This is a genomic window from Mixta mediterraneensis (genome assembly GCF_030283135.1).
Taxonomy (GTDB): Bacteria; Pseudomonadota; Gammaproteobacteria; order Enterobacterales; family Enterobacteriaceae; genus Pantoea; species Pantoea mediterraneensis.
The window spans coordinates 1-24,126 of the sequence record NZ_JASUAZ010000035.1; the positions used below are offsets into that span (position 1 = coordinate 1).

Consider the following 24,126-nt stretch of genomic DNA (forward strand, 5'->3'; position numbering starts at 1 on the left):
CCTAAATCGTAATTATCCACGCCCCAGTTGTAGGTCAGCTCAAGCACCGCGCCTTCGCTTTCTTCGGTGTAACCCACAAACGCCAGCGTATATTTATATTCAGTGTTTTCGCTCTGGCGCAGTAAACGCATGCCCAGCACGCGAGTATAGAAATCAATTGAACGTTGCAGATCGCCAACGCGCAGCATGGTGTGAAGTAAACGCATAACATCCTCTTTAATCAAAACGTCATCGTCTGATGACACAAGCGCTAAGTATAGCGTTGAACAACGCCTAATAATAATATCTGCTGCAACAGTGGGTTGCAGCAGATTGATAACTTACAGCGTTGGGTAATCGGTATAACCTTCCGCACCGCCGCCATAGAAACTTTCTGGGCGCTGTGGATTGAGCGGAGCATCCTGCTGCAGACGTTCAACCAGATCAGGGTTAGCGATATAGTCACGACCAAAGGCAACAGCATCGATCAGGCCACGCGCAATCAGATCATCCGCTTTTTCCACCGTGTACGCACCGGCACCAATGATAACGCCAGGAAACAGCTTCCGAACTTTTTCACGGAACGCGTCAGTATAGGGTGTGCCGCCGGCCCAGTCAGGTTCAGACATATGCAGATAAGCGATATTACGCTTTGCCAGCTCAGCGATATACCACAGCGCGGCGGCCTCTTCATCCGGACCATTGTCCAGATTCTGGAAACTGCCAATTGGTGACACGCGAATACCAATACGTTCAGCTGACCAGTTAGCAATGACAGCATCAACCACTTCCAGCGCAAAACGTCCACGTTTTTCGATGCTGCCACCATATTCGTCGGTGCGCGTATTAGAACCCGGCGCTAAAAATTGATGCAACAAATAACCGTGTGCCGAGTGCAGCTCAAGCAAATCAAAATCGGCTTCACGAGCATTAGCGGCAGCCTGACCGAAATCTTTTACGATCTGCTGAATTTCCGCCACGCTCAGGTCACGTGGCATTGAGGTCTCTTCACGATAAACGCTGCCATCTTCGGCGCGTAATGAGGTGCGTGTCCCTGCGGGTAGCGCAGAAGGGGCTACCGGGGCTTTTCCTTCTGGCTGAACGCTGTGGTGTGAAATACGGCCGGTATGCCACAGCTGAACGGCGCTGTGACCGCCTGCCTGATGGATACCGTTATTGATCGCTTTCCACGCCGTGATTTGCTGCTGCGTGTGCAGACCTGGCGCACCGGCATAGCCTTTAGCCTGGAAAGAGATCTGGGTAGCTTCAGTGATAATTAAACCGGCACTGGCACGCTGGCGATAATATTCGCCCATCAGCGGAGTGGGAATATCGCCGGGTTCAATGCTGCGTAGACGGGTCAGTGGCGCCATGAAAACGCGGTTCGGTACGGTGATTGCACCGACTTTTAGCGGACGAAAAAGCTGGGTACTCGCCATGTTAACTCCTCATTAGTAGACCAGTCGTCTATAAACTATCATTTTAAAATTAGTGAGCTTTAAGCCACTGTTCGATGGTACTGAGTGCAAGTTGTATCGGCTGCACTTCGCGGGAAATTTTGCTTTGCAAACTGGCGCCTAACCATAAAAGATAAAGCAGCTCTGCCATCTGTGCAGGTGGCTGTGGCAAATGCAGCGTTTCCTGTTGTTGTGCCATCTCTAAGGCCTGAGCGTATGCGACGATGATTTTACCGGCGCCATGCTGCAATGCGTTCCGCATTGATTCGGACAAATCGCAGACTTCAGCAGATAACTTAACGCCTAAACAACCCACAATGTGTCCCTGTTCGCGAAACAGGCGCTCTGCGGCACGAAAGTGACAGAGTAATCGTTCACGGCTGGTGCTGCCTGACTGCTGCTGTAGCTGAAATTCAATGTCGCGTAAATAACGCGCAAAGTAGCGTTCCAGCAGGGCGACCCCAAACGCTTCTTTAGAATGGAAGTAATAATAGAAAGAGCCTTTCGGCACTTCCGCCAGAGTCAGCAACTCGCTTAACCCCATCCCGGTAAAACCGCGCTGTAAACAGAGCTGTTCACCAGTGATCAGCAGATGCTCCCGGGTTTCGTTGCGTTGTAGCGTCTTATTCATGACGGCCATTCTGGTAGACCAACTGGTCTAATGCAATGCCCGATTGCGCTTTTGGCACATTCTGTTTACTTTGTTGGAAGCGCATATGGCATTAATTGCCCGGTTTCGTGATGGCTTTTTATCCATCAGCGCGACTCTTTTTTCTGTAAATTATCAGTTTTATTGGGAGACCGTGTGGCGGAGCAACTTGAATTTTTTCCTGTTCCCAGCCCTTGCCGTGGTATCTGCCAAACCGATGCGCGTGGCTACTGTGTGGGATGCTTACGCAGTCGCGAGGAGCGATTTAACTGGATGCGCTTCAGTGATGCGCAAAAGCGAGATGTGCTGCGTTTGTGCCAGCAACGCCGTCTGCGTATGCTGCGCCAGCAAAAACAAAACGACATGTCCGATCCGGAACAACCGTCACTGTTCTGATGTGTTTCCCGTTCCTGCTATCCTGCCTTTCTTTTTTAATCCTCTTTAATCAAACTCTGACTTTCCAGGCGGCATGTCTTTGCCGCCTGCTTTCTTCAGTGCTGTTTATGCTTCAGTACTATCTTCGAAAACATTTCCCCCCTATGATATTGATTCAGGTAAGAAAGCTTGTTAAGCGAAGGGGCGGAGGAATGAAAAGATCGGGCGCATTATTGCTGTGTCTGCTGCTGGTGGGATGCGATCAACCTAACGATTCACAGTTGGTGACCGAAACCGGACGTCAACTGCAGCGCACCATTGACACCAGTCCGATGCGTGCCATTTGCGAAAACATCGCTAAAGGACGTGAATGGTTGAGCCGAAAAACAATCCGTCAACTGCAAGCGAAAGGCTGTCAGGACGTGTTGCGCAGCGCCACAGAAACCAACTTTACCGACACGACCATCACCCATCGCAGCATGACGATGGTATGCGGTGGCATAACTGGAAAAAGCTTTACCGGTACGGATATTGTGCGACGCTTTATCTTCTCTCCCGACGAAAAAGCCCTGGTTATCCAGCCTATGACCGAGGTGGATAAAACCCGTTTCGAAGGACACAAAACATTGCAGCAGTTAAAGGATGATTTTCATCGTCAGCAACAGCAATACTGTCTGTAATCAGCCAGGAACGGTCTGTTTTAGCTGTGCCAGCGAGCAGCGTAAACGCCAGAGAATGCCCGCTAACGTATTGGCTTCACTGTCGTTATCATGCGGTAACTGACTGATGGTCGCTTCTAATTCATCCAGCGTACTTTGCAACGAATTATGCCGCACGCCGCGACTGCTGATTATTTGCTGTAGATTGTGCAGACTGCCCGCACGTAGCTGCGCCAGCGTACTGGAGGTGGGTTGCCAGTCGCGTAACTGCCAGACGATATGCGAACAGTTGAGTAACACCACTCCCCAGCGCAGCAACCAGACGCGCGCCTGCTCATCCCGACTGCTACTCAATTGGTTAATGTGATGATAAATCTGCGATTCAAACCTGTTTTCGTTCAAACGTGGATGCTGACGTAACTGATCGAGAAACGCCACGCGTAATGCCCGGATATGACGGCGGCTGCGTCGTGCATCCGAGCTGGGTCGCAAAATTTGAAACGCCAGCCACGCCAGTAAGACGCCACAAACCTTGGCAATATTATCGTTAAAAAAATCCTGATAATCCCAGCTGGGTGGGTTCGTCACCGCAATGAACGATCCCATAAAAACAATAAATTGCCCCCACATACCGGCACGCTGTTTCTGCTGAAGTTTGAAAAGTTGCAGCGTAATAAGCAGCGGGAATAAAAATATCAGAAATTGCCACAGCTGATTAATTTGCACCATCAAGCCAAACTTCATCACAAAGCTAAACACAAAAAGCCACAACAGCGTTTTCAGTAACAGGCTGACGCTCCCGCTGGGTGAAGGCGCAGACGAATACAATACGCAGGCGATAGCCGTTAAGGTAAGCGCGGCAGCACCGGTTGACCATTGCGAATTGATCCAAAAAGCGCAGCCCAACACGATAACGCAAAAGGTGCGTAACGCACTCCAGCCAGCTTCAGTACTGTCGCTTTCCCGCGCCAGCGATGGCACGGGCGGCGGCTGAAAACGGGTGTCGGCATCGGCGCGCTCCAGTAGACGGATCCAGCGCGAAACATTCAGGTACATCCAGCAAAAGTAGCGCAAGCGCTGACAGAAAGCGCGTTGACGATAATCCCCCCCAGCGGCAGGCGTGATGCTGCGTAATATTTGTGCCAGACGGTATTTATCGCAGTGCGGTTTTGCCAGTTCTTGCATCAGTTGCTGCATGGCATCGTAAAGCGCTTGTGGCGCATCAGACCAGTTCAACAACATACGGCGTAAGCTCGACAGCACGCTGGTTAAGCGCAACTGTTGATGCAGAACGTAGTTCAGTACATTATTTTGGCGGCGATAGCGGTAATGGCTCCAAAAGGCCTGAATGCGCAACAGATTCATAGTCAGGATTTGACTGATAACGTTTTCATGCGCGGTACGCACGTTGTCAGTATCGGTTTGCTGCAACAGCAAAACGGCATGCTCCAGCAGGCGCGTATGCATCTGCCTGAGTGAATTCATCAGTGCATCGCCGTCAGAAGTACTCGGCAGTACCATCATCATGAATCCGGCACATAAAATGCCTGATATCACTTCGCACACCCGTGCCTGGGTAATGGTCCATAAATCTGACGCGTCGGTAATATCTACGCTACTAAACGCAATGATTGCCGCCGTATAACCAGCCAGTGAGAATGCATAAGCCACATTATTTTGATAGTGATTAGCAATCCAGGTACAAAAGGCCAGCCAGCCAGCCAGCCAGCCAGCCCGCAACCGCAAAGGTAAAAAGCCAGGGTTCGTTCAGCGTATGACCAGCAATCAGCAGCGCAGCGGTAGCCCCCAGCAGGCTACCAACAATGCGGCCCAGACTTTTACTGATCGCGCCCCCAACGGTGGGGAAACTAATGACAGCGGCAGAGGTCATTGCCCAGTAAGGCTCATCCAGATCCAGTCCATAAGCAATGCTCAGCGCCATACACATGGCGAGGGTATTGCGCAACGCATAGCGCCACTGATTGGCATTGGCTTTTATCCAGGGCAGTTGATCCCAGGCTAACCAGTTAAAATTCATCGCTGAATATTAATCGTACAGGTGGTGCCCGCGACCAGCGGAACGTTATCAGGAATATGAGCGAGACGAATGCGTATCGGCACGCGCTACGCCAGACGTACCCACGGCACGTTAGGTTTAATATCGGGCACCAGTCCGCTGTCGCTATCAACGCTTTGATCATAAATAGCGCGACCAATACTTTCGACAACGCCTTGCAGGTGCACGCCTGTGCTGTAAAGCACGATTTGCGCCGTCGCGCCGGGACGGATATGACGCAGTTTGGTTTCTTCAAAATACCCCATTACATAATAGGAATGGCTGTCGACAAGAGCAAACAGCGGCGTACCGGCGGTGGCGTAATTGCCAGGGCGCAAAGTGAGATTGCTGATCCAGCCATCGGTCGGCGCCGTCACGGTGGTTTGCTGTAAATTCCAGCGAGCCTGATCTAACGTTGCCTGCGCGGCTTTTGCACTCGCGGCCATGGCATTGGCGCTAAGACGATAAGCCTCCACATCTTCAGCCGATATGACGTTGCGCGGCAGGCTTGCCCGACGGTTAGATTCGTGTTGCGCTCTGGCAAGATCGGCCTGCGCTTTATTGAGTTGCGCCTCAGCGTTATGTAGCGCGATTTCCCATGGCACGGTATCCAGCTTCAACAAGACCTGACCTTTTCGCACGTACTGATTATCTTTTACCGCCAGACTGACAATGCGCCCGGAGATCTGTGGCGTGATGTCCACCAGTTCAGCGCGCACCTTTCCATCCCGCGTCCAGGGTGACTGCATGTAATAGTTCCAGATCCACCAACCGGCCAGCAGAGCGAAGGCGAATACAATCAGGGTGGAGAAATACTTTACCGCGTTAAATTTCATAAAGATTATCCATGACCGATGAGCCAAAGTGCGGCGGTAACGCACAGCACAAACAACGAGAGATCGAATAAAGTGGGATGCCAGACATCGCCTGAATAAATCCAACCGCGTATCAGTGGATGAATCAGCAGCCAAAAAAAGAAGCCGAGCAGTACGGCTTTGAAGAGAGGGGGAAAAAACAGCGATGCGCCAAAAATCAGGTCGGTAAGCGGTTCGGCAGCGGCAAAGTTGGGAATGGCCACGTTCATCATCCTTCGTTAACCCAGGCAACTGTCTCAAAAAGCATAGATACGTGGCGGCAGCCTAGGATTTGTAATTTGTCCTGTAAACTCGCAAAATAGTGTAAAATCAGGCTTGATTGCTAGCAAGCTAATTATAAGGAGATGAAATGGATACGCCTCTCGGAACGGATTTATCTCGCCTGGTGCGCCTCTGGCGCGCATTAATTGATCAGCGTTTAAAACCGCTTGAATTGACGCAAACACACTGGGTAACGTTGCACAATATTCATCAACTGCCCCCTGAGCAATCACAAATTCAGTTAGCGAAAGCGATTGGTATTGAGCAGCCTTCGTTGGTACGCACCCTGGATCAGCTGGAAGAAAAAGGGTTAATTACCCGATCGACCTGTGCCAACGATCGTCGCGCCAAACGCATTAAACTGACGCATCAGGCTGAGCCGATTATCGCAAAAGTCGAGAGCGTCATTGATGCGACCCGCGATGATATTCTTTTCGGCATCAGCCGCGATGAAATCAGCCAGCTGATGAACCTGGTCATCCGACTTGAGAAAAACATTCTTGAACTTCAGAACCGCGAGAAATAAAAAAACCGACGATTAGCGTCGGTTTTTTTATCGCATTGCTTAACGGGGCGAAACCGTAACCTGGCTTCCGTTGGAAGCCAGTACAACGCGTTGGCCCACAGAATAGCGGCTGGCGGCTTGCTTCTGCACCACCATGATGGTGTTGCCGTCATCCTTACGGATCTCCAGCTCAACACCGTTGCTTTTGTTCATCGCGCCTTGTACGCCCTGGCCGGCTACACCGCCCAAAATTGCGCCACCCGCCGTAGCCAGGCTACGACCCGCACCGCCGCCAATGGTATTACCCAAAAAGCCACCGAGTACCGCACCACCGATAGCGCCAATCACATTGCTATCATCGCCGCCCTGAATCTTAACCGGACGAACGGAAACTAACGTACCGTAGGAAACGCTCTGTACCTGTTTGGCTTCGCTTGCGCTGTAGGTATCGCCCGACAGGGTATCTGTGTTGCTACAACCTGCCAGCATCACACCGGTCAACGCGACCACAATTACACGCTTAATCATTTGAAAACTCCTTTATTCGAAAATGCGCCACATATATCGCCAGATCCTGCAAACAGTATAAGCCACAAAACTGACAATATAATCTTTGTCTGAGTAAAGGCGGTTGGCGAAGCGTAGCCTAAAGAGTATCAACAAGCGTTCAATCGATAAGAAAAAATAGTGCGATGCGCTATCCTGGCTGTGTCACGATAGCAAGAATGATCTAAACACAGAATCAGACAGCCGGATTTGTCAGGCTAACGGTAGAACATAAACTTCCCACTGGAAGTAAGGAACGGCAATGAAATCAGGTCGCTATATTGGCGTGATGTCGGGTACCAGCCTTGATGGCGTTGACGTGGTACTGGCGGTTATCGATGAAAATATGGTTGCTCAGCAGGCGAGTTATTGCCATCCGATACCGCAGAATTTGCGCTGTGACGTTTTGGCGATTTGCCAGGGACAGGCCTTAACGCTGTCACAGCTAGGGCAGCTGGACACGCAGCTGGGGCTGCTGTTTGCCGAAGCGGTTCTGACGTTGATGAAGCGTGAATCGCTGGAAGCCAGCGACATTGTCGCCATTGGTTGCCACGGGCAAACGGTGTGGCACGAACCGCTGGGCGCAGCGCCAAATACGTTGCAGATTGGCGATAATAATCAGATTGTCGCGGCAACTGGCGTCAGCGTCGTAGGGGATTTTCGCCGCCGTGATATGGCGCTGGGTGGACAAGGAGCGCCATTAGTTCCTGCTTTTCATCAGGCATTGCTAATGGATGCAGTCGAACGTCGCATGGTGTTAAACATTGGTGGTATCGCCAATCTCTCTTTATTAATACCGGGTCAACCGGTGCGTGGCTTTGATACCGGGCCGGGTAATATGCTGCTTGATGCCTGGATTTGGCGTAACCTGGGCAAACCTTACGATAAAGATGCGCAATGGGCGCGTACCGGTACACGCATTCCGGCATTGCTGGAAAGGTTATTAAGCGATCCCTGGCTTGCATTGCCTCCTCCTAAAAGTACTGGACGGGAGTATTTCAATCTGGGCTGGCTGGAGCAGCATCTCCGCCAGTTTCCGGGCGTCGCAGCGCAAGATGTTCAGGCGACGCTGACTGAGTTCACCGCAGTGACTATCGCACATCAGGTACAGTTGAATGACGGCTGTGATCGTCTGTTAGTGTGTGGCGGCGGCGGCAAAAATCCCTTGCTGATGGCGCGCCTGGCCGCACATTTGCCGGGCACAGAAGTCTCCTCTACCGATACGGTAGGCATCAGCGGCGATGATATGGAAGCACTGGCTTTCGCCTGGCTGGCCTTTTGTACCCTGTCGGGATTGCCAGGCAATTTACCTGCCGTTACTGGCGCACGCGAAAAGAGCGTATTGGGGGCCATTTATCCCGCTACGCCTTTATTTCTGCGCTAAAGGCGCACCAGATCTGTCAACGCAATGCTGAAAACAGGCGAGCGCGATCCCGCAGAAATCGCCTGTTTGCACTAAACCCGCCAGCAAAATGTACTGTAGTTTTAAAGAATAACGTATCAAAACTCTTGATAGCAGCGTTACGGCCAACAACGTTTTCCCTCGCTGTCGCGTCCCTGATAAGTGTCCTTCTAAATCCCTGCGATTTATCAGTATTACCGGGAGGATGTTCTATAGTTGTTAGCGTATTAAAGCGATAACAACAGGAGAAACGCGCAATGTCGAAAGAAAAAGATAATAAAGTCCTGAGCCACCGCGCCCCATCAACCGGTCCGGAGTCCGCACAACCCGGACTGGGTTCTCTGGCACCGAAAGATGGCTCACATAAACCTTCCTCACAGCCGACTTCGCCGGGCAAAGAGCCCACCGCGCCCGGTAGTCTGAAATCACCAGGTATATCCAATGCAAAACTTGATCAGCTTGAAGCCAACCGTAAAAACGGTGAAAACGCGGCCTTAACCACAAATCAGGGCACGCGCATCGCTGATGACCAGAACTCACTGCGCGCCGGTACTCGCGGACCGACGCTGCTTGAAGACTTCATCATGCGTGAAAAAATCACCCACTTTGACCATGAGCGCATCCCGGAACGTATTGTTCACGCCCGCGGTTCCGCCGCGCACGGCTATTTTCAGCCTTACCGTTCGCTAAAAGACATTACCAAAGCGGATTTTCTTAGCGATCCCGGACAAGTAACGCCAGTCTTTGTGCGTTTCTCGACCGTTCAGGGCGGCGCAGGTTCAGCGGATACTGTGCGTGATATTCGCGGTTTCGCCACAAAGTTTTATACGGAAGAGGGCGTGTTTGATTTAGTCGGGAATAACACCCCGGTGTTCTTTATTCAGGATGCGCATAAATTTCCTGATTTTGTGCACGCCGTAAAACCTGAACCGCACAACGAAATGCCACAAGGTCAGACTGCGCATGATACCTTCTGGGATTATGTTTCGCTGCAACCAGAGACGCTGCATAACGTTATTTGGGCGATGTCTGATCGCGGTATCCCGCGCAGTTATCGCACCATGGAAGGCTTTGGTATTCATACTTTCCGCATGATAAACGCCGAAGGCAAAGCCACGTTTGTGCGTTTTCACTGGAAGCCGGTAGCCGGTAAAGCCTCGCTGCTGTGGGACGAATCGCAGAAGCTCACGGGACGCGACCCTGATTTCCATCGCCGTGATTTGTGGGAAGCCATTGAGGCAGGCGATTATCCTGAATATGAACTGGGTCTACAGCTGATCCCTGAAGAAGATGAGTTTAAGTTCGATTTTGATCTGCTGGATGCTACCAAACTGATCCCGGAAGAGCTGGTGCCGGTACAGCGGGTGGGGAAAATGGTCTTGAACCGCAACCCAGACAACTTTTTCGCTGAAACTGAGCAGGTTGCCTTCCATCCTGGTCATATCGTACCTGGCCTCGATTTCACTAACGATCCGCTGTTGCAGGGACGACTGTTCTCTTACACCGATACGCAAATCAGCCGCCTTGGCGGACCAAATTTCCATGAAATTCCGATTAACCGCCCGGTTTGCCCGTACCATAATTTCCAGCGTCAGGGCATGCATCGGATGGAGATCGACACCAATCCTGCTAACTATGAGCCCAATTCAATCAACGACAACTGGCCGCGCGAAACGCCGCCTGCAGCGAAAGCGGGGGGGTTTGAGAGTTATCAGGAGCGCGTTGAAGGGCATAAAGTACGCGAGCGCAGCCCGTCCTTTGGCGAATACTACTCGCAGCCACGCCTGTTCTGGCAGAGCCAGACGCCGGTTGAGCAGCAGCATATTATCAATGCCTATTCGTTCGAGCTGAGCAAAGTGGCGCGCCCTTATATCCGCGAACGTATTGTCGATCATTTACTGCATATTGACGTGAAACTCGCCCAGGGCGTGGCTGACAATCTGGGCATCGCTTTAACCGATGAGCAACGTAACACGACACCGGCAAAAGATGTCAACGGCTTGAGCAAAGACAGCAGCCTCAGCCTTTACGCCACACCCGGCGGCAGCATAAAAGGCCGTCAGGTCGCGCTACTGTTAAGCGACGGGGTGAAATCCGCTGATGTGTTGAGTATTTTGCAAGCGCTAAAAGTACAGGGAGTACATGCAAAATTGCTGGCAGCACATATGGGACAGGTGCGGGCGGATGACGGCTCTGTGTTGCCAGTAGACGCCACCTTCAGCGGTTTGCCGTCATTGACTTTTGATGCGGTTATTGTGCCCGACGGCAATGTAGATGCCCTGCTGTTAAGTGGTGACGCGCGATATTACCTGCTGGAGGCGTATAAGCACCTGAAAGTTATCGGGCTGAGCGGCGACGCACGGCGTTTTAAAGCGCAGTTTGGTCTGGATGATGATGAGGCTGAAGAAGGCATTGTCGAAGACAGTAAAGCCGAGGATGCTTTTATGCGTGAATTCCTCAACGCGATGGCATCACATCGCGTTTGGTCACGCAGCCAGAAGGCCCTTACTGTGCCTGCCTGATCTTTCCGGGGGCGTATTTCGCCCCCTCATCATTGAGCAGCAGAGCGACGTAAATACGGTCATCGGAGGGCGGACCCGGTCACAACTCAGAGAGGCAAAAAGAACGGATTCATACACAAATGATAATTATTATCATAAACTGACTTCATGCTAAACAAGGAATCGTCATGAAGCTATCCTCGACTGAATTCTTTTCCTCAGACTGCTGTATCGTTGGCGTAGGCCCGGCGGGCCTGATGCTGGGCTATCTTCTGGCACGGGCTGGCCTGCGTGTGGTGGTCATTGAAAAGCATCCCGACTTTCTGCGCGACTTTCGCGGCGATACGATCCATCCTTCTACGTTAGAAATTATGCATCAGCTCGGTTTGCTGGATGAGTTATTACAGTTGCCGCACCAGCGGGCAGAGAAACTTCAGGCAGAAATTGCCGGGCAGGAAATCACAATGGCTGATTTTTCACGTTTGCCGGTAACCTGTCGCTTCATCGCCTTTATGCCGCAGTGGGATTTTCTGAATTTCCTGGCAGATAAAAGCGCGCAGTTCGCGGGTTTTACTCTGCTGAAATCCACCTCATTTGATGACTTCATCTTTGAAAAGGGTGCCGTGTGCGGCATCCGAGCGACGAAAGGCACCTGTCAAATGACTATTCGCAGTCAGGTGGTGATTGGCGCAGATGGTCGTCACTCTGCTGTAAGAGCAAAAACCGGACTGACAAGCCGGGAATTTGGTTCATCGCGCGATGTCCTTTGGTTCCGGCTGAACAAACACGATGACGATCCCGCCTGGGGAGGAGGACATAAAGGGCCTGGTCAGAAGGTGATCATGATCGATCGCGGCGATTACTGGCAATGTGGTTTTAGCATCCTCAAAGGTCAGTTTACTGCACTGCAATCTGCCGGGCTGGCTGCTTTGAAGCACGAAATTGCCTTATCCGCGCCTTTTTCTGTGGCGCGTATGGCTGAAATTACTGAATGGGATCAACTCAGGCTGCTGTCAATTCGTATTGACCGACTGGATAAATGGATGAAACCCGGTGTGCTCTGCATTGGTGATGCAGCACATGCCATGTCGCCGATTGGGGGCGTTGGCGTAAATCTGGCGATTCAGGACGCCGTCGCGACGGCTAACTGTGTAACGGCGCCTTTACTCAAAAAAAACCTGCAACTGCACTATCTGGAAAAGGTGCAGAAACGACGTCAGTTTCCAACGGTGGCGACCCAATTTTTACAGATAAAAATGAGCAGTAATAAAGGCAAATCGAAACGGCAAAGCGAAAGTCCGCTGCCCACGATTATGCGTTATCTTCCGTTCCTGCGCTTTGTATTTGGACGTTTAATCGGTTTGGGTTTCAGAACGGAAAAGCCGCAACGCTATAATTGAGAAAGGTGAATACATCGAACAACAGATTCACAGTCCATTCGTTTTATAGCCACGAAAGGTCTTGTGATCTCTGTCAGAATTGTTATGGGAGAGGAGCTAAATCCGGCTCGTAATAATGTTATTAACTGGCAGGCAATAGGGTAATCTGTCAGGTTAAGGGTTATTTAGATGCAATCTTAATGGCGCTTAAGAAAGAGCCGTTTAGATACCGTGTAAATATTGCGGAAAATTGGCTGGCGTATGATGCAGTTTCAATATGAAACCAATAAAATTGGATGCGGTTTGTCTCAGGTACTTCAGACGCAAAATGTCTTTATCTTCTTTTTCTCGCCCATAGTTGGTGGAGGCTTTAGTGCAGAATAATCAAAGTGACAATGGAAAAAATCGTCTCAAAGCGGTCCGGGCGCTTCTGTCATCTGATGAAAGCAGAGAACAGGTGCTTGAACAATTTGTTCAACTGACCGGGCAAATACTGAATATTCCCGCGCGTTTTATTTCCATTGTTGATGATGACAATCAAGACATTAAAGCAGTCTGCAATTTCGCGCTTAAGCAGACAGCCCGAGAGGAATCTCTTTGCCGTCATATCCCTGATGGCGAAGGCCAATTAGTGGTGGAAGATACGCTACTTGATGCACGTTTTTCTACCCACCCTTTTGTCAAAGGTAAGCCGTTTATCCGGTTTTATGCTGGTGTTTCGCTAACGAATCAGAAAGGAAATGCTTTCGGTACGCTTTGTGTGGCTGATGTACGGCCTCATAAATTTAGTCAGGCTCAGCTCACCACATTAAATTCGCTGGCAAAGCTGGTTGCCTCTTTGCTTGAAGCATGGAACTCTGCCGATTCTGCCGATGTAACGACCCGTTTGCCTGACCGCAGGTGCCTTATCCGCGATATTCAGCAACTCGCGCGGGTAGAACCCGCTCAAAATTACCGATTAATAGTGATCGACTGCATTGATATGCCTCGTATCCACGAATTGTCGCGCACCGTCGGGGTCGTGCCCGTAGAAAATCTTCTTAAGCAAATCGCTTTGTTGGTTGCTGAGCGTCTGCGGCTGGATGAAGGTAAAAAATTATATTGTTTCGCGCCGGGCCGCTTCGCCATTATTCAGGGAGTTAATGATAAATATCAGGCCCATAATATTGTTGATGTCTTAACGGGCATGAATGCCAGTCTGAGCGAAAATATTTTAATTGATCTGGATATTTTTATCGGCGAAACGACGTTTATTCCACAAAAGCTAAGTGCAAATGAGATACTTCGTCAGGCGGTTAGCGCGCTTCATGAAGCTATAGGGGAAGGGGAAGGTGCAACGCCTTTTCATGAAGATTATGATACGCGCCGTACTGAAGACTTTCTCATCATGAATGATCTGGCCGCCGCCTTAAAAAAAGATGAAGGTTTCTATCTTGTTTATCAGCCAAAGGTTTGTTTAAGGACGGGTAAAACGGTAGGGCTGGAAGCGTTGATCCGCTGGAACCATCCTGAAAGAGGCGAGTTATATCCTGCTGAATTTATTCCGTTAGCCAAAAAAACGAATCTGTTATCTGATCTGACCGAATGGATTATTGATCGATTAATCGCGCAGTTGGCTTGCTGGAAAAAAGAATATGCACTTATCCCCGTTTCAATTAATGTCAGTGAAAAAGATTTTGCGAAACCAGACTTTGCCAGCAGGCTTGCTGCCAGGGTAAAACAAGCCAATCTGTCAACGGCTTTGATTGGGATTGAATGTCTGGAAAATGAGCTGATTACCGAAAAAGATGTGGCTATCAAAGGGCTAAAATCACTTAAATCACATGGCTTTTTTATCTCGCTGGATGACTTTGGTAAAGGCTACAGCAATATCAATTATCTTCAGGATATTCCGCTGGATGTGATTAAAATTGATCTGTCATTAATCACACGACTGGCAGAAGAGGGTTCATCAAGAATTATTGTTAACAGTATTATTCACATGCTGAAAGAACTGAATTATACCGTCTTAGCGGAAGGGGTAGAAACAGAAGCCGTGTTGAACTTGCTTAAACAATATGGATGCGATCAAATTCAGGGTTATTTCTTTTCAAAGCCCCTTCCGGCAAGTGAAATTGAACACTGGCTATATCAAAACAGGGCCTGATTAAACGGTCGCGCTGACGTAAACAGCACGACCGTGACCTGATGAAAAGTATGCTGTGCCAAACGGAACTGGATACAGCAGGCAAATTATCAGGTCTGAGTACTCAAAATCAGGTATTACTCATATGACATTTTAGCGCTATGGTCTCCTGAACAAGGCGATACTGCGGCCTTCAAGCTCGAAATCCCGTTCGCGGGTAATGACGAGGCCGCGTTTTGCCGTATCGGAGGTGGTGAGTTCGAGCACCCAGCCGCCTTCGCCGAATTGTGGAATACGGAACGGCACGTTACCTTCAAAGGGATTAAATAACATCAGTACGTCATACCAGATGCCGTCTTCGTCTTCTGTCTGAAGATCGGGGCGGCCGATATAAACCCCGAGCGTTGATCCTTCATCCCACTGTTCAGGCTGTTGAAAGCCGCCGCCGGCATTGAACCATTTAATATCCATGCCGTCGCGCCAGTTCTCACGACGCAGCAGCGGCTGGCTGGCCCGCAGTTGAATAACCTGGCGAGTGAAGTCGCGTAGCGCCTCGCAGGATTCAGGCAGCTCGTCCCAGCGGATCCAGGCGATCTCACTGTCCTGACAATATCCGTTGTTATTGCCCATCTGGCTGCGGCCAAACTCATCACCGGCCAGCAGCATCGGTGTGCCGTGAGAAAACAGCAGCGTTGCGAGGAAATTGCGTTTCTGGCGGTCACGCTCTGCGTTGATGCCCGGATCATCAGTCGGGCCTTCGGCGCCGTAATTGTAAGAGCGGTTGTCATTACTGCCGTCGTTATTGTCTTCGCCGTTGGCCTCGTTGTGTTTTTCGTTATACGAAACCAGATCGTTCAGCGTGAAACCATCATGGGCGGTAATAAAGTTAACGCTTGCCCAGGGACGACGGCCGCGCTGATCGTAAAGATCGCCGGAGCCAAGTAAACGCGCAGCGAAATCAGTTGAGACGTTGTCACCTTTCCAGTATTCGCGCACCGTGTCGCGGTACTTATCATTCCATTCAGCCCAGCCTGGGGGAAAGCCGCCAACCTGATAGCCTCCCGGTCCAATGTCCCAGGGTTCCCCAATCAACTTCAGACGGGAAAGTACCGGGTCCTGCATCATCGCGTCAAAAAAGCCGCCGCGCTGATCAAATCCTTCCGGTTCGCGACCCAGAATTGTGCCGAGATCGAAGCGGAAACCATCGATATGCATCGATTCCGCCCAGTAACGCAGCGAATCCATAATCATTTGCAGCACGCGCGGATGCGAGGTATTAACGGTATTACCCGTACCGGTGTCATTGATGTAGTAGCGGTGTTGATCGGGCATGGTACGGTAATAAGAAAAATTATCGATGCCTTTAAACGATAGCGTAGGGCCAAGCTCGTTGCCTTCCGCTGTATGGTTATAAACCACGTCAAGAATGACCTCGATCCCGGCATTGTGGAACGAACGCACCATATCGCGGAAACCCTGAATACCCCTTGGCCCAAAATAGCGTGTGGCGGGCGCAAAGAAGCCGAGCGTGTTGTAGCCCCAGTAATTTTTCAACCCTTTGTCGAGCAGATGCTGATCATTCGGAAACCAGTGTACCGGCAGAAGTTCCACCGACGTTATGCCAAGGCTCTTGATATAGTCGACGCTGGCTTTATGGCCCATGCCGTCAAACGTGCCGCGCAACTCTTCTGGCAGCGCGGTATTAAGCTGCGTGAAGCCCTTCACGTGAGTTTCGTAGATGATGGTATCCGGCCACGAAATAGCCGGACGGTTTTTGTCCTGCCAGTCAAATTCATAAGGATCGATCACCCGGCACTTTGGTGTAAAGGGGGCACTGTCGCGCGTGTCGAACGTCAGGTCTTTATCTTCATGACTGAGGTCATAGGCAAAGTGCGCCTCATTCCATTCAATATCGCCAGACAGCTCGCGCGCATAGGGATCGATCAGAAGTTTATTGGGATTGAAGCGATGCCCATTTTCAGGATCATAAGGACCATGAACGCGAAAGCCATATAGCGTGCCGGGTAACAGACCAGGCACGTAGCCGTGCCAGATTTCGTCAGTGTATTCCGGCAGGTCCATTCTTGCGATTTCAACCTTGCCGCCTGGATCGTAGAGGCAGAGTTCGATGCGCTCAGCATGAGCCGAAAAAATTGCGAAATTGACACCTTCACCATCAAAATTGGCGCCTAGAGGCTGGTTAAACCCCTTCGTGATTACAAAAGAATTACCGTTTGGCATGCATCCCTCTCCATCAAAAACTCAGTTTGATACGGATTACAGCGATTTCTGATTTTCATTTTTCTGCAACATCATCTACTGCGGAGTATGACTGACGAAAAATGCCCGATGTCAGCGACGTTAATCCGGTCGGTCAGGCAAACCTCATTTCCGCTGAGAATATCGTGATAGCGGCGGTTTGCGAGCCGTTCTGGCAGCGCTATTTCCGTCTCTGTCCAGCATTTTGTTGGCTCGGTAATAAGATGCTCATCAATAACGTTGAGGACGAGGCGTGGAACAATGACAATCAGCATCTCGTCGTTTAACACCCGTGCAAAGGCAATAAGATTTTTCGCTCTCTTGCCAGAAGCGGCAAGCGGCAAATAGTCGCCCTGGCGAAACAGGAGCGGCGCTGCCTGACGGCAATGCAGGAGCACGGCGATGACATACTGCTTAAGCTGCCCGTTCCGCCAGTCCGCTTCGGTGGTGAAATCTGGCTTTCCTGGCCCATCCAGTCGCTGTGCGAGCAGGGCAAAATCTGGCTCACGTCGGTTATCGGGATCGACGAGGCTGAAATCCAAAGCCTCGCTGCCCTGATAAATATCCGGTACGCCTGGGGCGGTCAGTTTGATGATTGTCTGCGTCAGACTATTGATTAACCCCGCACGGATAAAGCGTTGCAGTGCATCGGTAAAATCCACCAGAAAAGCCATATTAGCTGGCGAGAGCAGGTAGCGGACATAGTCGAACACGGCCTTTTCATAGGCATCGTTGCTGTCCCCCCAGTGAGTACGCAGCTTCGCTTCCCGCAGGGCTTTTTCTACATACGTAAGAAATCGCTCTTCAATCGCCTTTAGTCCCGCCTCGTTTTCTGGCTGGAGCGCTGGCGGCCAGACGCCAGCCAGCGCCTGATACAGCATCCATTCCACCGCCGGTTCGGGTGCCGGGCCATCGTCAAGGATCGTCACTCTGCAATGATTCAGTTGACGCCAGCGCGTAACACACCCGGCCCAGTGCTCCGGCGCTTCGGTGAGCGTATAAAGGCGTGCGCGGGCGTCTTCGCCACGTTTGGTATCGTGGGTTGAGGTGCCAGAAAGGGCATCCGGCTGCTGTTTAAGCCGTATTTGCATCGCCGTATGAAAACGCGCCAGCGAGAAATCGTGCGGCATGGGATCGGCACCGACTTCATTTAACGCCAGCGCCATATGCTGACGGAAAAAAAGCGTATCTTCCACGGATTTTGCCATGAACGGCCCGGTTAACTGCTGGAATCGGCTACGGAAAATTGCCGCTTCGCCGACAGCGGCTGGAGATAATTCGCCAGTGAGAACGCGGATAAGAAAATCGAGCGCGGCGGGATCGGGGGCATTTGCGCTGCTCCGCACTTTGTCAGTGATGTCGTTCAGCCTCTCAAGGTCGGCAGCAGGCAAACCTGCCACCGTGCCATAAGTGCGGTAAACCGGAAAGGCGACCAGCAACTCGCGCAGAGCCGCCCGGATGGCGCGTTCGTCCAGCGTGATGCCCTCGGTTTTGGCGATAGAGAGGGCGAGCTTCAGGAGCGTGGTAAATTCTCCCTCGAAGTGTTTATCTGTCATCAAAAGTTTGGCTGTCCGCAGTTCAGCCGCCCTGTCTACCGGTTTGCCCACCACCTTGGTATAAGCCGTGCGCAGAGCTGTAATGCGTTCGCCATCGACCAGCGCATCGGAAAGCATCGCGATGAACTCGTAACCGGTGGTGCCGGAAACCGGCCAGTCAGCAGGCAGATGCTCACCTTCGCCAGGAATTTTCTCGACCGTGATATAGCAATCCGGTCCGGTTTGCTGACGGAGACGTTCCAGGTAAGCTTTCGGGTCAGCGAGTCCATCCACATGATCCACGCGCAGCCCATCAACCGCGCCGGAATGAACGAGTTCAAGGATCAGCCGATGCGTGTCGTCGAAAACGGCGTTGTCCTCGACCCGCATACCAGCAAGACCGGTAATCTCAAAAAATCGACGATAGGAAAGATCGCGTGGTGCATCCCGCCAGGACATCAGTCGATAGGGCTGGCGGTCATGCAGTTCAGCCAGCGCCGCCTTATCGGTGATGTTTAGTATTGCATCCTCCCGGCCTTGCCAGGTTTCGGGAGCCAGCGGGTAGAAGCTTTCAAAACAGGCGAAAGCTGGCCTGGCCGTTTTCGGGTCAGGCTTGACGACAATGTCGCCATTTTCCAGCACGTTTTTGAAGCTATCGCCGAGAAAGGGCAGCGTCAGTCGGCGTGACCAGTCGATGTCGAAATGTCGGGCATAGCGGCTATTCGCTCCATTTTCAACAACGTCGTGCCACCACGCATTTTCCAGCGAAGCGGCCATATGGTTCGGCACGATGTCGATGATCAACCCGAGCCCTGCTTGTTTCAGTGTCTTCACCATACGATCAAAACCGGCACGGCCGCCAATGGCAGGCTCGATTTCGTTGGCATCGGTGACGTCATACCCGTGTGTCGAGCCAGAAGTCGCGGTGAAAATCGGCGAGGCATAAAGATGACTGACGCCAAGCCGCTTCAGATAAGGCACAAGGCCAGCCGCGCGGTCAAAGGTCATGCCGTTGCGAAACTGAATACGGTAGGTGGCGATTGGGATCTTCACATTGCATCTCCTGCGGCAAGGCGGACGATAATGGCATTCTGCGGCAGATCATGGCCCGCTTTTGGCCAGGCGAAAATCGTTGTACCGGGCTGATCGGGAAGCGGCTGGGTGGTTTCGCCAATATTGAGCGCCATTGACAGCATGCCTTGTGGAAAAGCCCAGGTCACAGCGAAGAAACCTTCCGCGCTCTGTACAATCTGGCCTGTATTTCCGCCCGCCGTCGCAAGCAACGGCACGATACAGATCTGACGCAGCGCTAATAGCTCACTGGTGAGCGCCAGCCATGCTTTACCGTCATCGCTGTCCTGTTTTTTCCAGTCAAGCTTTGACATCTCAAAAGTGCTTTTAGCATTCGGGTCGGGCACGCTTTCGTCTTCATGACCGGCGTGGCCTGCGAACTCCTTTGCGCGCCCCTCGCGCACGGCGTTGGCGAGCTCGCCGTGAAAATCGGTAAAAAACAGGAAAGGATGTGTCTCGCCATACTCTTCACCCATGAAAAGCAGCGGAATATGCGGTGATAACAGCAGCGAGGCGAGCAGAACTTTGGTGCGGTCAGCGCCCGCCAGTTCGATCAGTCTTTCACCCTGAGCGCGGTTGCCGACCTGGTCGTGATTCTGGATGAAATCGACAAAGGCGACCGGTGGCTGGCAGGTGCTTGTTACGCCGCGCTTTTCGCCTGTCTGTGCGGAAACTTCGCCCTGATAGGCGAAACCTTCTGTCAACGTGCGCGCAACCAGTGTTTCTGGCTGGTGGGCAAAATCCTGATAATAGCCATGCGTTTCGCCCGTCGCGAAAACATGAACGGCATTGTGGAAGTCATCATTCCATTCGCCGGTGAAAAGCGGCACGGAGCCGTCTTTTTCGCGCGGATGCAGAAAGGTAACGTTGCGGCTGTCCTCGGTTGTCAGATGGATTGGCCGGTTGGTGATCCCGGCGCGAATGCGCTCGGCAATCTCGATCAGCACATGTTTGTCGGAGTTGTCCTCAATCTGGTCGATGGCGTCGAAGCGCAGGCCGTCAAGGTTGAACTCTTCCAGCCAGTACAGCGGCGCTTCGACCATATAACGGCGCGTCGCATCAACGTCGTAGGCAATGCCCGCACCCCAGGGCGTCATCCGCTCCTGATGAAAGAAATCCGGTGCCAGAAGCGGCAGGTAATTGCCTTCCGGACCAAAATGATTAAGCACAATATCAAGCACGACCGAGAGGCCATAACCATGTGCAGCATCGACAAAAGCTTTAAAATCATCCGGTGTGCCATAGGCGGAGTGCGGCGCGTAAAGTAGCACGCCGTCATAACCCCAGCCGCGGCTGCCGCCAAACTGCGCAAGGGGCATGACCTCGATCATCGTGATACCGAGTCCGGCGAGATAAGAGAGTTTGTTGATCGCTGCCTGGAAAGTGCCTTGCGGCGTGAAAGTGCCAAAATGCATCTCATAGATGACCGACTCTTCCCAGGGGCGCCCGCGCCACTCACTGTTCTGCCAGACGTAGCGAGTAGGATCGATGACGAGAGAAGGGCCGTTAACCGCTGTTTTTTGTCCGCGTGAGGCGGGATCCGGCACTACCGTGCCGTCGGCGAGAACAAAATTATACTCCGCACAGGGCATAACCTCCGTTACCCGCAGCTCGAACCAGCCCTCACCGCATGGGCGCATTTCGGTGTCTTTGCCGGAAAGCCGGAGTTGCACGCTGTCCTGGCCGGGCGCCCAGAGACGAAAGCGAACGGTGTTATCGGACACATATTCCGCCCCCCAACTTTTAAAAAAAGATTTGGATTCCACTCTTTTGCCTCATTTAATGACCCAGAAGTGAATAATGGACGTCATCGCGCGGATCGTGTGCCGGTGATGGTAGAAAAATCATAGTCTATTACGTAAGAAGTGATGCACCGCGGTGAAAGGGCCGCACTTTTAAGCGTTCGTCGGTGCGGGTGGAAGGCACCAGCGTGCAGGAAAACAGTCCGTCCAGTCCCGCTTTGCCTGCTTAACGTTTTCCGTTTCGTTTTGCAACGCTGGGCCTGTTAACCGTGATTCTGACTTACTTCACCCGAATTCCTTCTTATAATGCTCATTACACTCGCTAAGGAGATGCTTTTATGTGGAAAAAGTTAACTGTTGCCGCCGCGCTGCTTCTGTCAGGTTGTAGCCTGATGCACAAACAGGACGAACAGCCAAAAACAACGCTGCATTACCGTTGTGGCACCATGCCACTGACCGTCACGCTAGACACTGCTCAGCAGCAGGTGAGCTTTATTATGGATGGCAAGCCGTTAACGCTGAAGCAGACCGTCTCCGCTTCGGGATCACGCTATAGCGACGGAAATTATGTGTTCTGGACAAAGGGTAACGGCGCATTTATCGAACGTAATGATAAAATTGTCGTCAACGATTGTGAGCTATCACTTGCCAATTAATTTGAGTCATTATCATGAGCGATAACGCTACTTTTCACGCTATTTCCCATCTGCGTCGTGAATACACACGCGGCGGATTACGCCGGAAGGACCTGCCAGACACGCCCCTGGAGCTGTTTGAACGTTGGTTAAAACAGGCTTGCGAAGCCCAGCTGCCCGATCCCACTGCGATGACAGTCGCGACGGTAGATGAAAGCGGCCAGCCTTATCAACGCATCGTGCTGCTTAAACATTTTGATGCGCAGGGGATGGTGTTTTACACCAATCTGGGCAGCCGCAAAGCGTTGCAGCTAGCGAATAATCCCCGCATTGCGCTGCATTTTCCGTGGCACTTCCTTGAGCGTCAGGTGATGGTGTTAGGCGAAGTCGAAAAACTGTCGCCAGTGGAGGTACTGAAATATTTTCACAGCCGTCCGCGGGACAGCCAAATTGGCGCCTGGGTTTCGAAGCAGTCCAGCCGTATTTCAGCGCGTGGTGTGCTGGAAGGTAAATTTCTCGAACTTAAGCAAAAGTTCCAGCAGGGCGAAGTGCCGTTACCCAGTTTTTGGGGCGGTTACCGGGTGAAATTTCATACCGTTGAGTTCTGGCAGGGCGGCGAACATCGTCTTCACGATCGTTTCATCTATCATCGCGATGGCGATGGCTGGAAAATCGACCGACTCGCCCCTTAAACGGCTTTTTCTCGCCTTTCAGCGCTGGTACAGAAGTCGCCAGCGCTTTATGCTATAGCCCTCATTTTTTGGTTCCGCAACTCAGCGGAAAGCTGTGTACCAGCATAGGTGCAGTCTGATCAATTTGGAGTCAGTGATGACCAGCAGTAACCTGATACAACAATTGCAAGAGAGGGGTCTAATCGCCCAGGTGACGGATGAAAACGCGTTAGTAGAGAAGCTGGCGCAAGGGCCAATTTCGCTCTATTGCGGCTTTGATCCCACTGCTGACAGCTTGCATTTGGGCCATCTGGTTCCGCTGCTCTGCCTGAAGCGTTTTCAGGACGCCGGTCATAAGCCGGTCGCGTTAGTCGGCGGGGCGACCGGGCTAATTGGCGATCCGAGCTTTAAAGCCGCAGAGCGTAAACTCAACACCAGCGACACCGTGGGTGAATGGGTTGAAAAAATCCGTAAGCAGGTCGCGCCGTTCCTCGACTTCGACTGTGGCAGTAACAGCGCCATCGCCGCCAATAACTATGACTGGTTTGGCAGCATGAACGTACTGACTTTCCTGCGTGATATTGGCAAACACTTCTCCGTGAATCAGATGATCAACAAGGAAGCGGTAAAGCAGCGCCTGAACCGTGACGATCAGGGGATCTCGTTCACCGAGTTCTCTTACAATCTGTTGCAGGGCTATGATTTCGCCTGCCTGAACGAATTACATGGTGTGTCACTGCAAATCGGCGGTTCCGATCAGTGGGGTAACATCACCTCTGGTATCGATCTGACGCGCCGCCTGCATCAGAACCAGGTGTTCGGTTTAACCGTTCCGTTGATTACTAAATCAGATGGCACCAAGTTCGGTAAAACCGAAGGCGGCGCGGTATGGCTGGATGCGAAGAAAACCAGTCCGTACAAGTTTTATCAGTTCTGGATTAATACGGCAGATTCTGACGTGTATCGCTTTTTGAAATTCTTCACCTTCCTGAGCATTGATGAGATCAATGCACTGGAAGAAGAGGACAAAAACAGCGGTATCGCGCCACGCGCACAGTATGTGCTGGCCGAGCAGGTTACCCGTCTGGTTCATGGCGAAGACGGGCTGGCCGCTGCCAGACGAATTACCGCCAGCCTTTTCTCTGGCTCGGTAAGTGACATGACTGAGGCTGATTTCGAGCAGCTGGCGCAGGATGGTATGCCAACTGTCACGCTTGGCGCTGATGACGATCTACAGCAGGCGCTGGTAAAAGCGGAGCTTGTGCCCTCACGCGGCCAGGCGCGCACCATGATTAATTCCAATGCCGTCGCGCTGAATGGAGAAAAGCAGGCTGATGCCGAATACCGCTTCAGCGAAACTGACAAACTGTTTAACCGCTATACGCTGCTGCGTCGCGGTAAAAAACATTACTGCCTGATTAACTGGCAGTAAGCTTGCAGGGCC

General features: G+C 51.7%; 18 protein-coding genes and 2 pseudogenes. 10 read left to right on the forward strand and 10 right to left on the reverse strand.

Annotated features, from left to right (window positions below):
• The 3 genes from QRY16_RS16540 to QRY16_RS16550 form a co-directional block, all read right to left on the reverse strand.
• The coding region (locus QRY16_RS16540; RefSeq protein WP_289777368.1) for a VOC family protein at positions 1-206 on the reverse strand (206 nt) is incomplete at its 3' end.
• A gap of 114 nt (positions 207-320) precedes the next feature.
• Entirely contained in the window at positions 321-1,418 is a 1,098-nt protein-coding gene (gene nemA, locus QRY16_RS16545) for an alkene reductase (protein WP_193404064.1), read from the reverse strand.
• A gap of 49 nt (positions 1,419-1,467) precedes the next feature.
• The gene (locus QRY16_RS16550) at positions 1,468-2,067 is read right to left on the reverse strand and encodes a TetR/AcrR family transcriptional regulator (protein ID WP_289777369.1); all 600 of its coding nucleotides are present in this window, start codon (positions 2,065-2,067) and stop codon (positions 1,468-1,470) included.
• A gap of 174 nt (positions 2,068-2,241) precedes the next feature.
• Here QRY16_RS16550 and QRY16_RS16555 point away from each other — a divergent pair, with 174 nt between their 5' ends.
• Together QRY16_RS16555 and QRY16_RS16560 are read left to right on the forward strand one after the other, a co-directional pair.
• The gene (locus tag QRY16_RS16555) at positions 2,242-2,481 is read left to right on the forward strand and encodes a DUF1289 domain-containing protein (RefSeq protein WP_193404066.1); all 240 of its coding nucleotides are present in this window, start codon (positions 2,242-2,244) and stop codon (positions 2,479-2,481) included.
• A gap of 191 nt (positions 2,482-2,672) precedes the next feature.
• Entirely contained in the window at positions 2,673-3,140 is a 468-nt protein-coding gene (locus QRY16_RS16560) for a hypothetical protein (protein ID WP_193404067.1), read from the forward strand.
• Here the strand turns inward: QRY16_RS16560 and QRY16_RS16565 are convergent.
• From QRY16_RS16565 to QRY16_RS16575, 3 genes and pseudogenes are all read right to left on the reverse strand, one after another.
• Positions 3,141-5,157: pseudogene (locus tag QRY16_RS16565) on the reverse strand (FUSC family protein). It lies immediately after the preceding gene.
• A pseudogene (locus QRY16_RS16570) lies at positions 5,154-6,011 on the reverse strand (efflux RND transporter periplasmic adaptor subunit). The pseudogenes QRY16_RS16565 and QRY16_RS16570 overlap by 4 nt, the downstream one beginning before the upstream one ends.
• A 5-nt stretch (positions 6,012-6,016) precedes the next feature.
• Positions 6,017-6,253, reverse strand: a complete 237-nt coding sequence (locus QRY16_RS16575; protein WP_289777370.1) for a DUF1656 domain-containing protein — start codon at positions 6,251-6,253, stop codon at positions 6,017-6,019.
• A gap of 146 nt (positions 6,254-6,399) precedes the next feature.
• Between QRY16_RS16575 and slyA the strand changes: the two genes are divergently transcribed.
• Positions 6,400-6,837, forward strand: a complete 438-nt coding sequence (gene slyA, locus QRY16_RS16580; RefSeq protein ID WP_193404070.1) for a transcriptional regulator SlyA — start codon at positions 6,400-6,402, stop codon at positions 6,835-6,837.
• 39 nt (positions 6,838-6,876) lie between these two features.
• Here slyA and slyB read toward each other — a convergent pair whose 3' ends face one another.
• Positions 6,877-7,344: an outer membrane lipoprotein SlyB gene (slyB, locus tag QRY16_RS16585; protein ID WP_289777371.1), complete on the reverse strand. Its 468-nt coding sequence runs from the start codon at positions 7,342-7,344 to the stop codon at positions 6,877-6,879.
• A gap of 280 nt (positions 7,345-7,624) precedes the next feature.
• Here slyB and anmK point away from each other — a divergent pair, with 280 nt between their 5' ends.
• The 4 genes from anmK to QRY16_RS16605 all read left to right on the forward strand — a co-directional run bounded on the left by anmK (position 7,625) and on the right by QRY16_RS16605 (position 14,790).
• Positions 7,625-8,746 carry an anhydro-N-acetylmuramic acid kinase gene (anmK, locus tag QRY16_RS16590; protein ID WP_289777372.1) on the forward strand — a complete coding sequence of 374 codons (1,122 nt, stop codon included), beginning with the start codon at positions 7,625-7,627 and terminating at the stop codon, positions 8,744-8,746.
• Positions 8,747-9,021: 275 nt separating this feature from the next.
• Positions 9,022-11,286, forward strand: a complete 2,265-nt coding sequence (gene katE / locus QRY16_RS16595) for a catalase HPII (protein WP_289777373.1) — start codon at positions 9,022-9,024, stop codon at positions 11,284-11,286.
• Positions 11,287-11,453: 167 nt separating this feature from the next.
• The gene (locus QRY16_RS16600) at positions 11,454-12,665 is read left to right on the forward strand and encodes an FAD-dependent oxidoreductase (protein ID WP_289777374.1); all 1,212 of its coding nucleotides are present in this window, start codon (positions 11,454-11,456) and stop codon (positions 12,663-12,665) included.
• Between the two features lie 352 nt (positions 12,666-13,017).
• Positions 13,018-14,790, forward strand: coding sequence for a sensor domain-containing phosphodiesterase (locus QRY16_RS16605; RefSeq protein WP_289777375.1), 1,773 nt, complete (start codon positions 13,018-13,020; stop codon positions 14,788-14,790).
• Positions 14,791-14,928: 138 nt separating this feature from the next.
• Here the strand turns inward: QRY16_RS16605 and glgX are convergent, their stop codons facing one another.
• The 3 genes from glgX to treZ form a co-directional block, all read right to left on the reverse strand.
• The gene (glgX, locus tag QRY16_RS16610; RefSeq protein WP_289777376.1) at positions 14,929-17,010 is read right to left on the reverse strand and encodes a glycogen debranching protein GlgX; all 2,082 of its coding nucleotides are present in this window, start codon (positions 17,008-17,010) and stop codon (positions 14,929-14,931) included.
• Between the two features lie 71 nt (positions 17,011-17,081).
• Entirely contained in the window at positions 17,082-19,616 is a 2,535-nt protein-coding gene (gene treY / locus QRY16_RS16615) for a malto-oligosyltrehalose synthase (RefSeq protein ID WP_289777377.1), read from the reverse strand.
• A complete protein-coding gene (treZ, locus tag QRY16_RS16620) occupies positions 19,613-21,400 on the reverse strand; it encodes a malto-oligosyltrehalose trehalohydrolase (protein WP_289777378.1) in 1,788 nt (595 codons plus the stop codon). Before treZ ends, treY begins: the two co-directional genes overlap by 4 nt.
• Positions 21,401-21,714: 314 nt before the next feature.
• Here treZ and QRY16_RS16625 point away from each other — a divergent pair, with 314 nt between their 5' ends.
• The 3 genes from QRY16_RS16625 to tyrS all read left to right on the forward strand — a co-directional run bounded on the left by QRY16_RS16625 (position 21,715) and on the right by tyrS (position 24,114).
• Positions 21,715-22,032 carry an MliC family protein gene (locus tag QRY16_RS16625; RefSeq protein ID WP_289777379.1) on the forward strand — a complete coding sequence of 106 codons (318 nt, stop codon included), beginning with the start codon at positions 21,715-21,717 and terminating at the stop codon, positions 22,030-22,032.
• A 14-nt stretch (positions 22,033-22,046) separates the two neighbouring features.
• Complete coding sequence (pdxH, locus tag QRY16_RS16630) at positions 22,047-22,703, forward strand: pyridoxamine 5'-phosphate oxidase (protein ID WP_289777380.1); 657 nt, start codon at positions 22,047-22,049, stop codon at positions 22,701-22,703.
• A 136-nt stretch (positions 22,704-22,839) separates the two neighbouring features.
• Positions 22,840-24,114 carry a tyrosine--tRNA ligase gene (gene tyrS / locus QRY16_RS16635; RefSeq protein ID WP_289777381.1) on the forward strand — a complete coding sequence of 425 codons (1,275 nt, stop codon included), beginning with the start codon at positions 22,840-22,842 and terminating at the stop codon, positions 24,112-24,114.
• The last annotated feature ends 12 nt before the right edge of the window (positions 24,115-24,126 follow it).

Bases quoted from the DNA above. Each gene is read 5' to 3' on its own strand.
- QRY16_RS16600 (WP_289777374.1), top strand. From the start codon at position 11,454: ATGAAGCTATCCTCGACTGAATTCTTTTCCTCAGACTGCTGTATCGTT.
- pdxH (WP_289777380.1), top strand. From the start codon at position 22,047: ATGAGCGATAACGCTACTTTTCACGCTATTTCCCATCTGCGTCGTGAA.
- tyrS (WP_289777381.1), top strand. From the start codon at position 22,840: ATGACCAGCAGTAACCTGATACAACAATTGCAAGAGAGGGGTCTAATC.
- katE (WP_289777373.1), top strand. From the start codon at position 9,022: ATGTCGAAAGAAAAAGATAATAAAGTCCTGAGCCACCGCGCCCCATCA.
- QRY16_RS16625 (WP_289777379.1), top strand. From the start codon at position 21,715: ATGTGGAAAAAGTTAACTGTTGCCGCCGCGCTGCTTCTGTCAGGTTGT.
- nemA (WP_193404064.1), bottom strand. From the start codon at position 1,418: ATGGCGAGTACCCAGCTTTTTCGTCCGCTAAAAGTCGGTGCAATCACC.
- QRY16_RS16560 (WP_193404067.1), top strand. From the start codon at position 2,673: ATGAAAAGATCGGGCGCATTATTGCTGTGTCTGCTGCTGGTGGGATGC.
- slyB (WP_289777371.1), bottom strand. From the start codon at position 7,344: ATGATTAAGCGTGTAATTGTGGTCGCGTTGACCGGTGTGATGCTGGCA.
- slyA (WP_193404070.1), top strand. From the start codon at position 6,400: ATGGATACGCCTCTCGGAACGGATTTATCTCGCCTGGTGCGCCTCTGG.
- glgX (WP_289777376.1), bottom strand. From the start codon at position 17,010: ATGCCAAACGGTAATTCTTTTGTAATCACGAAGGGGTTTAACCAGCCT.
- anmK (WP_289777372.1), top strand. From the start codon at position 7,625: ATGAAATCAGGTCGCTATATTGGCGTGATGTCGGGTACCAGCCTTGAT.
- QRY16_RS16550 (WP_289777369.1), bottom strand. From the start codon at position 2,067: ATGAATAAGACGCTACAACGCAACGAAACCCGGGAGCATCTGCTGATC.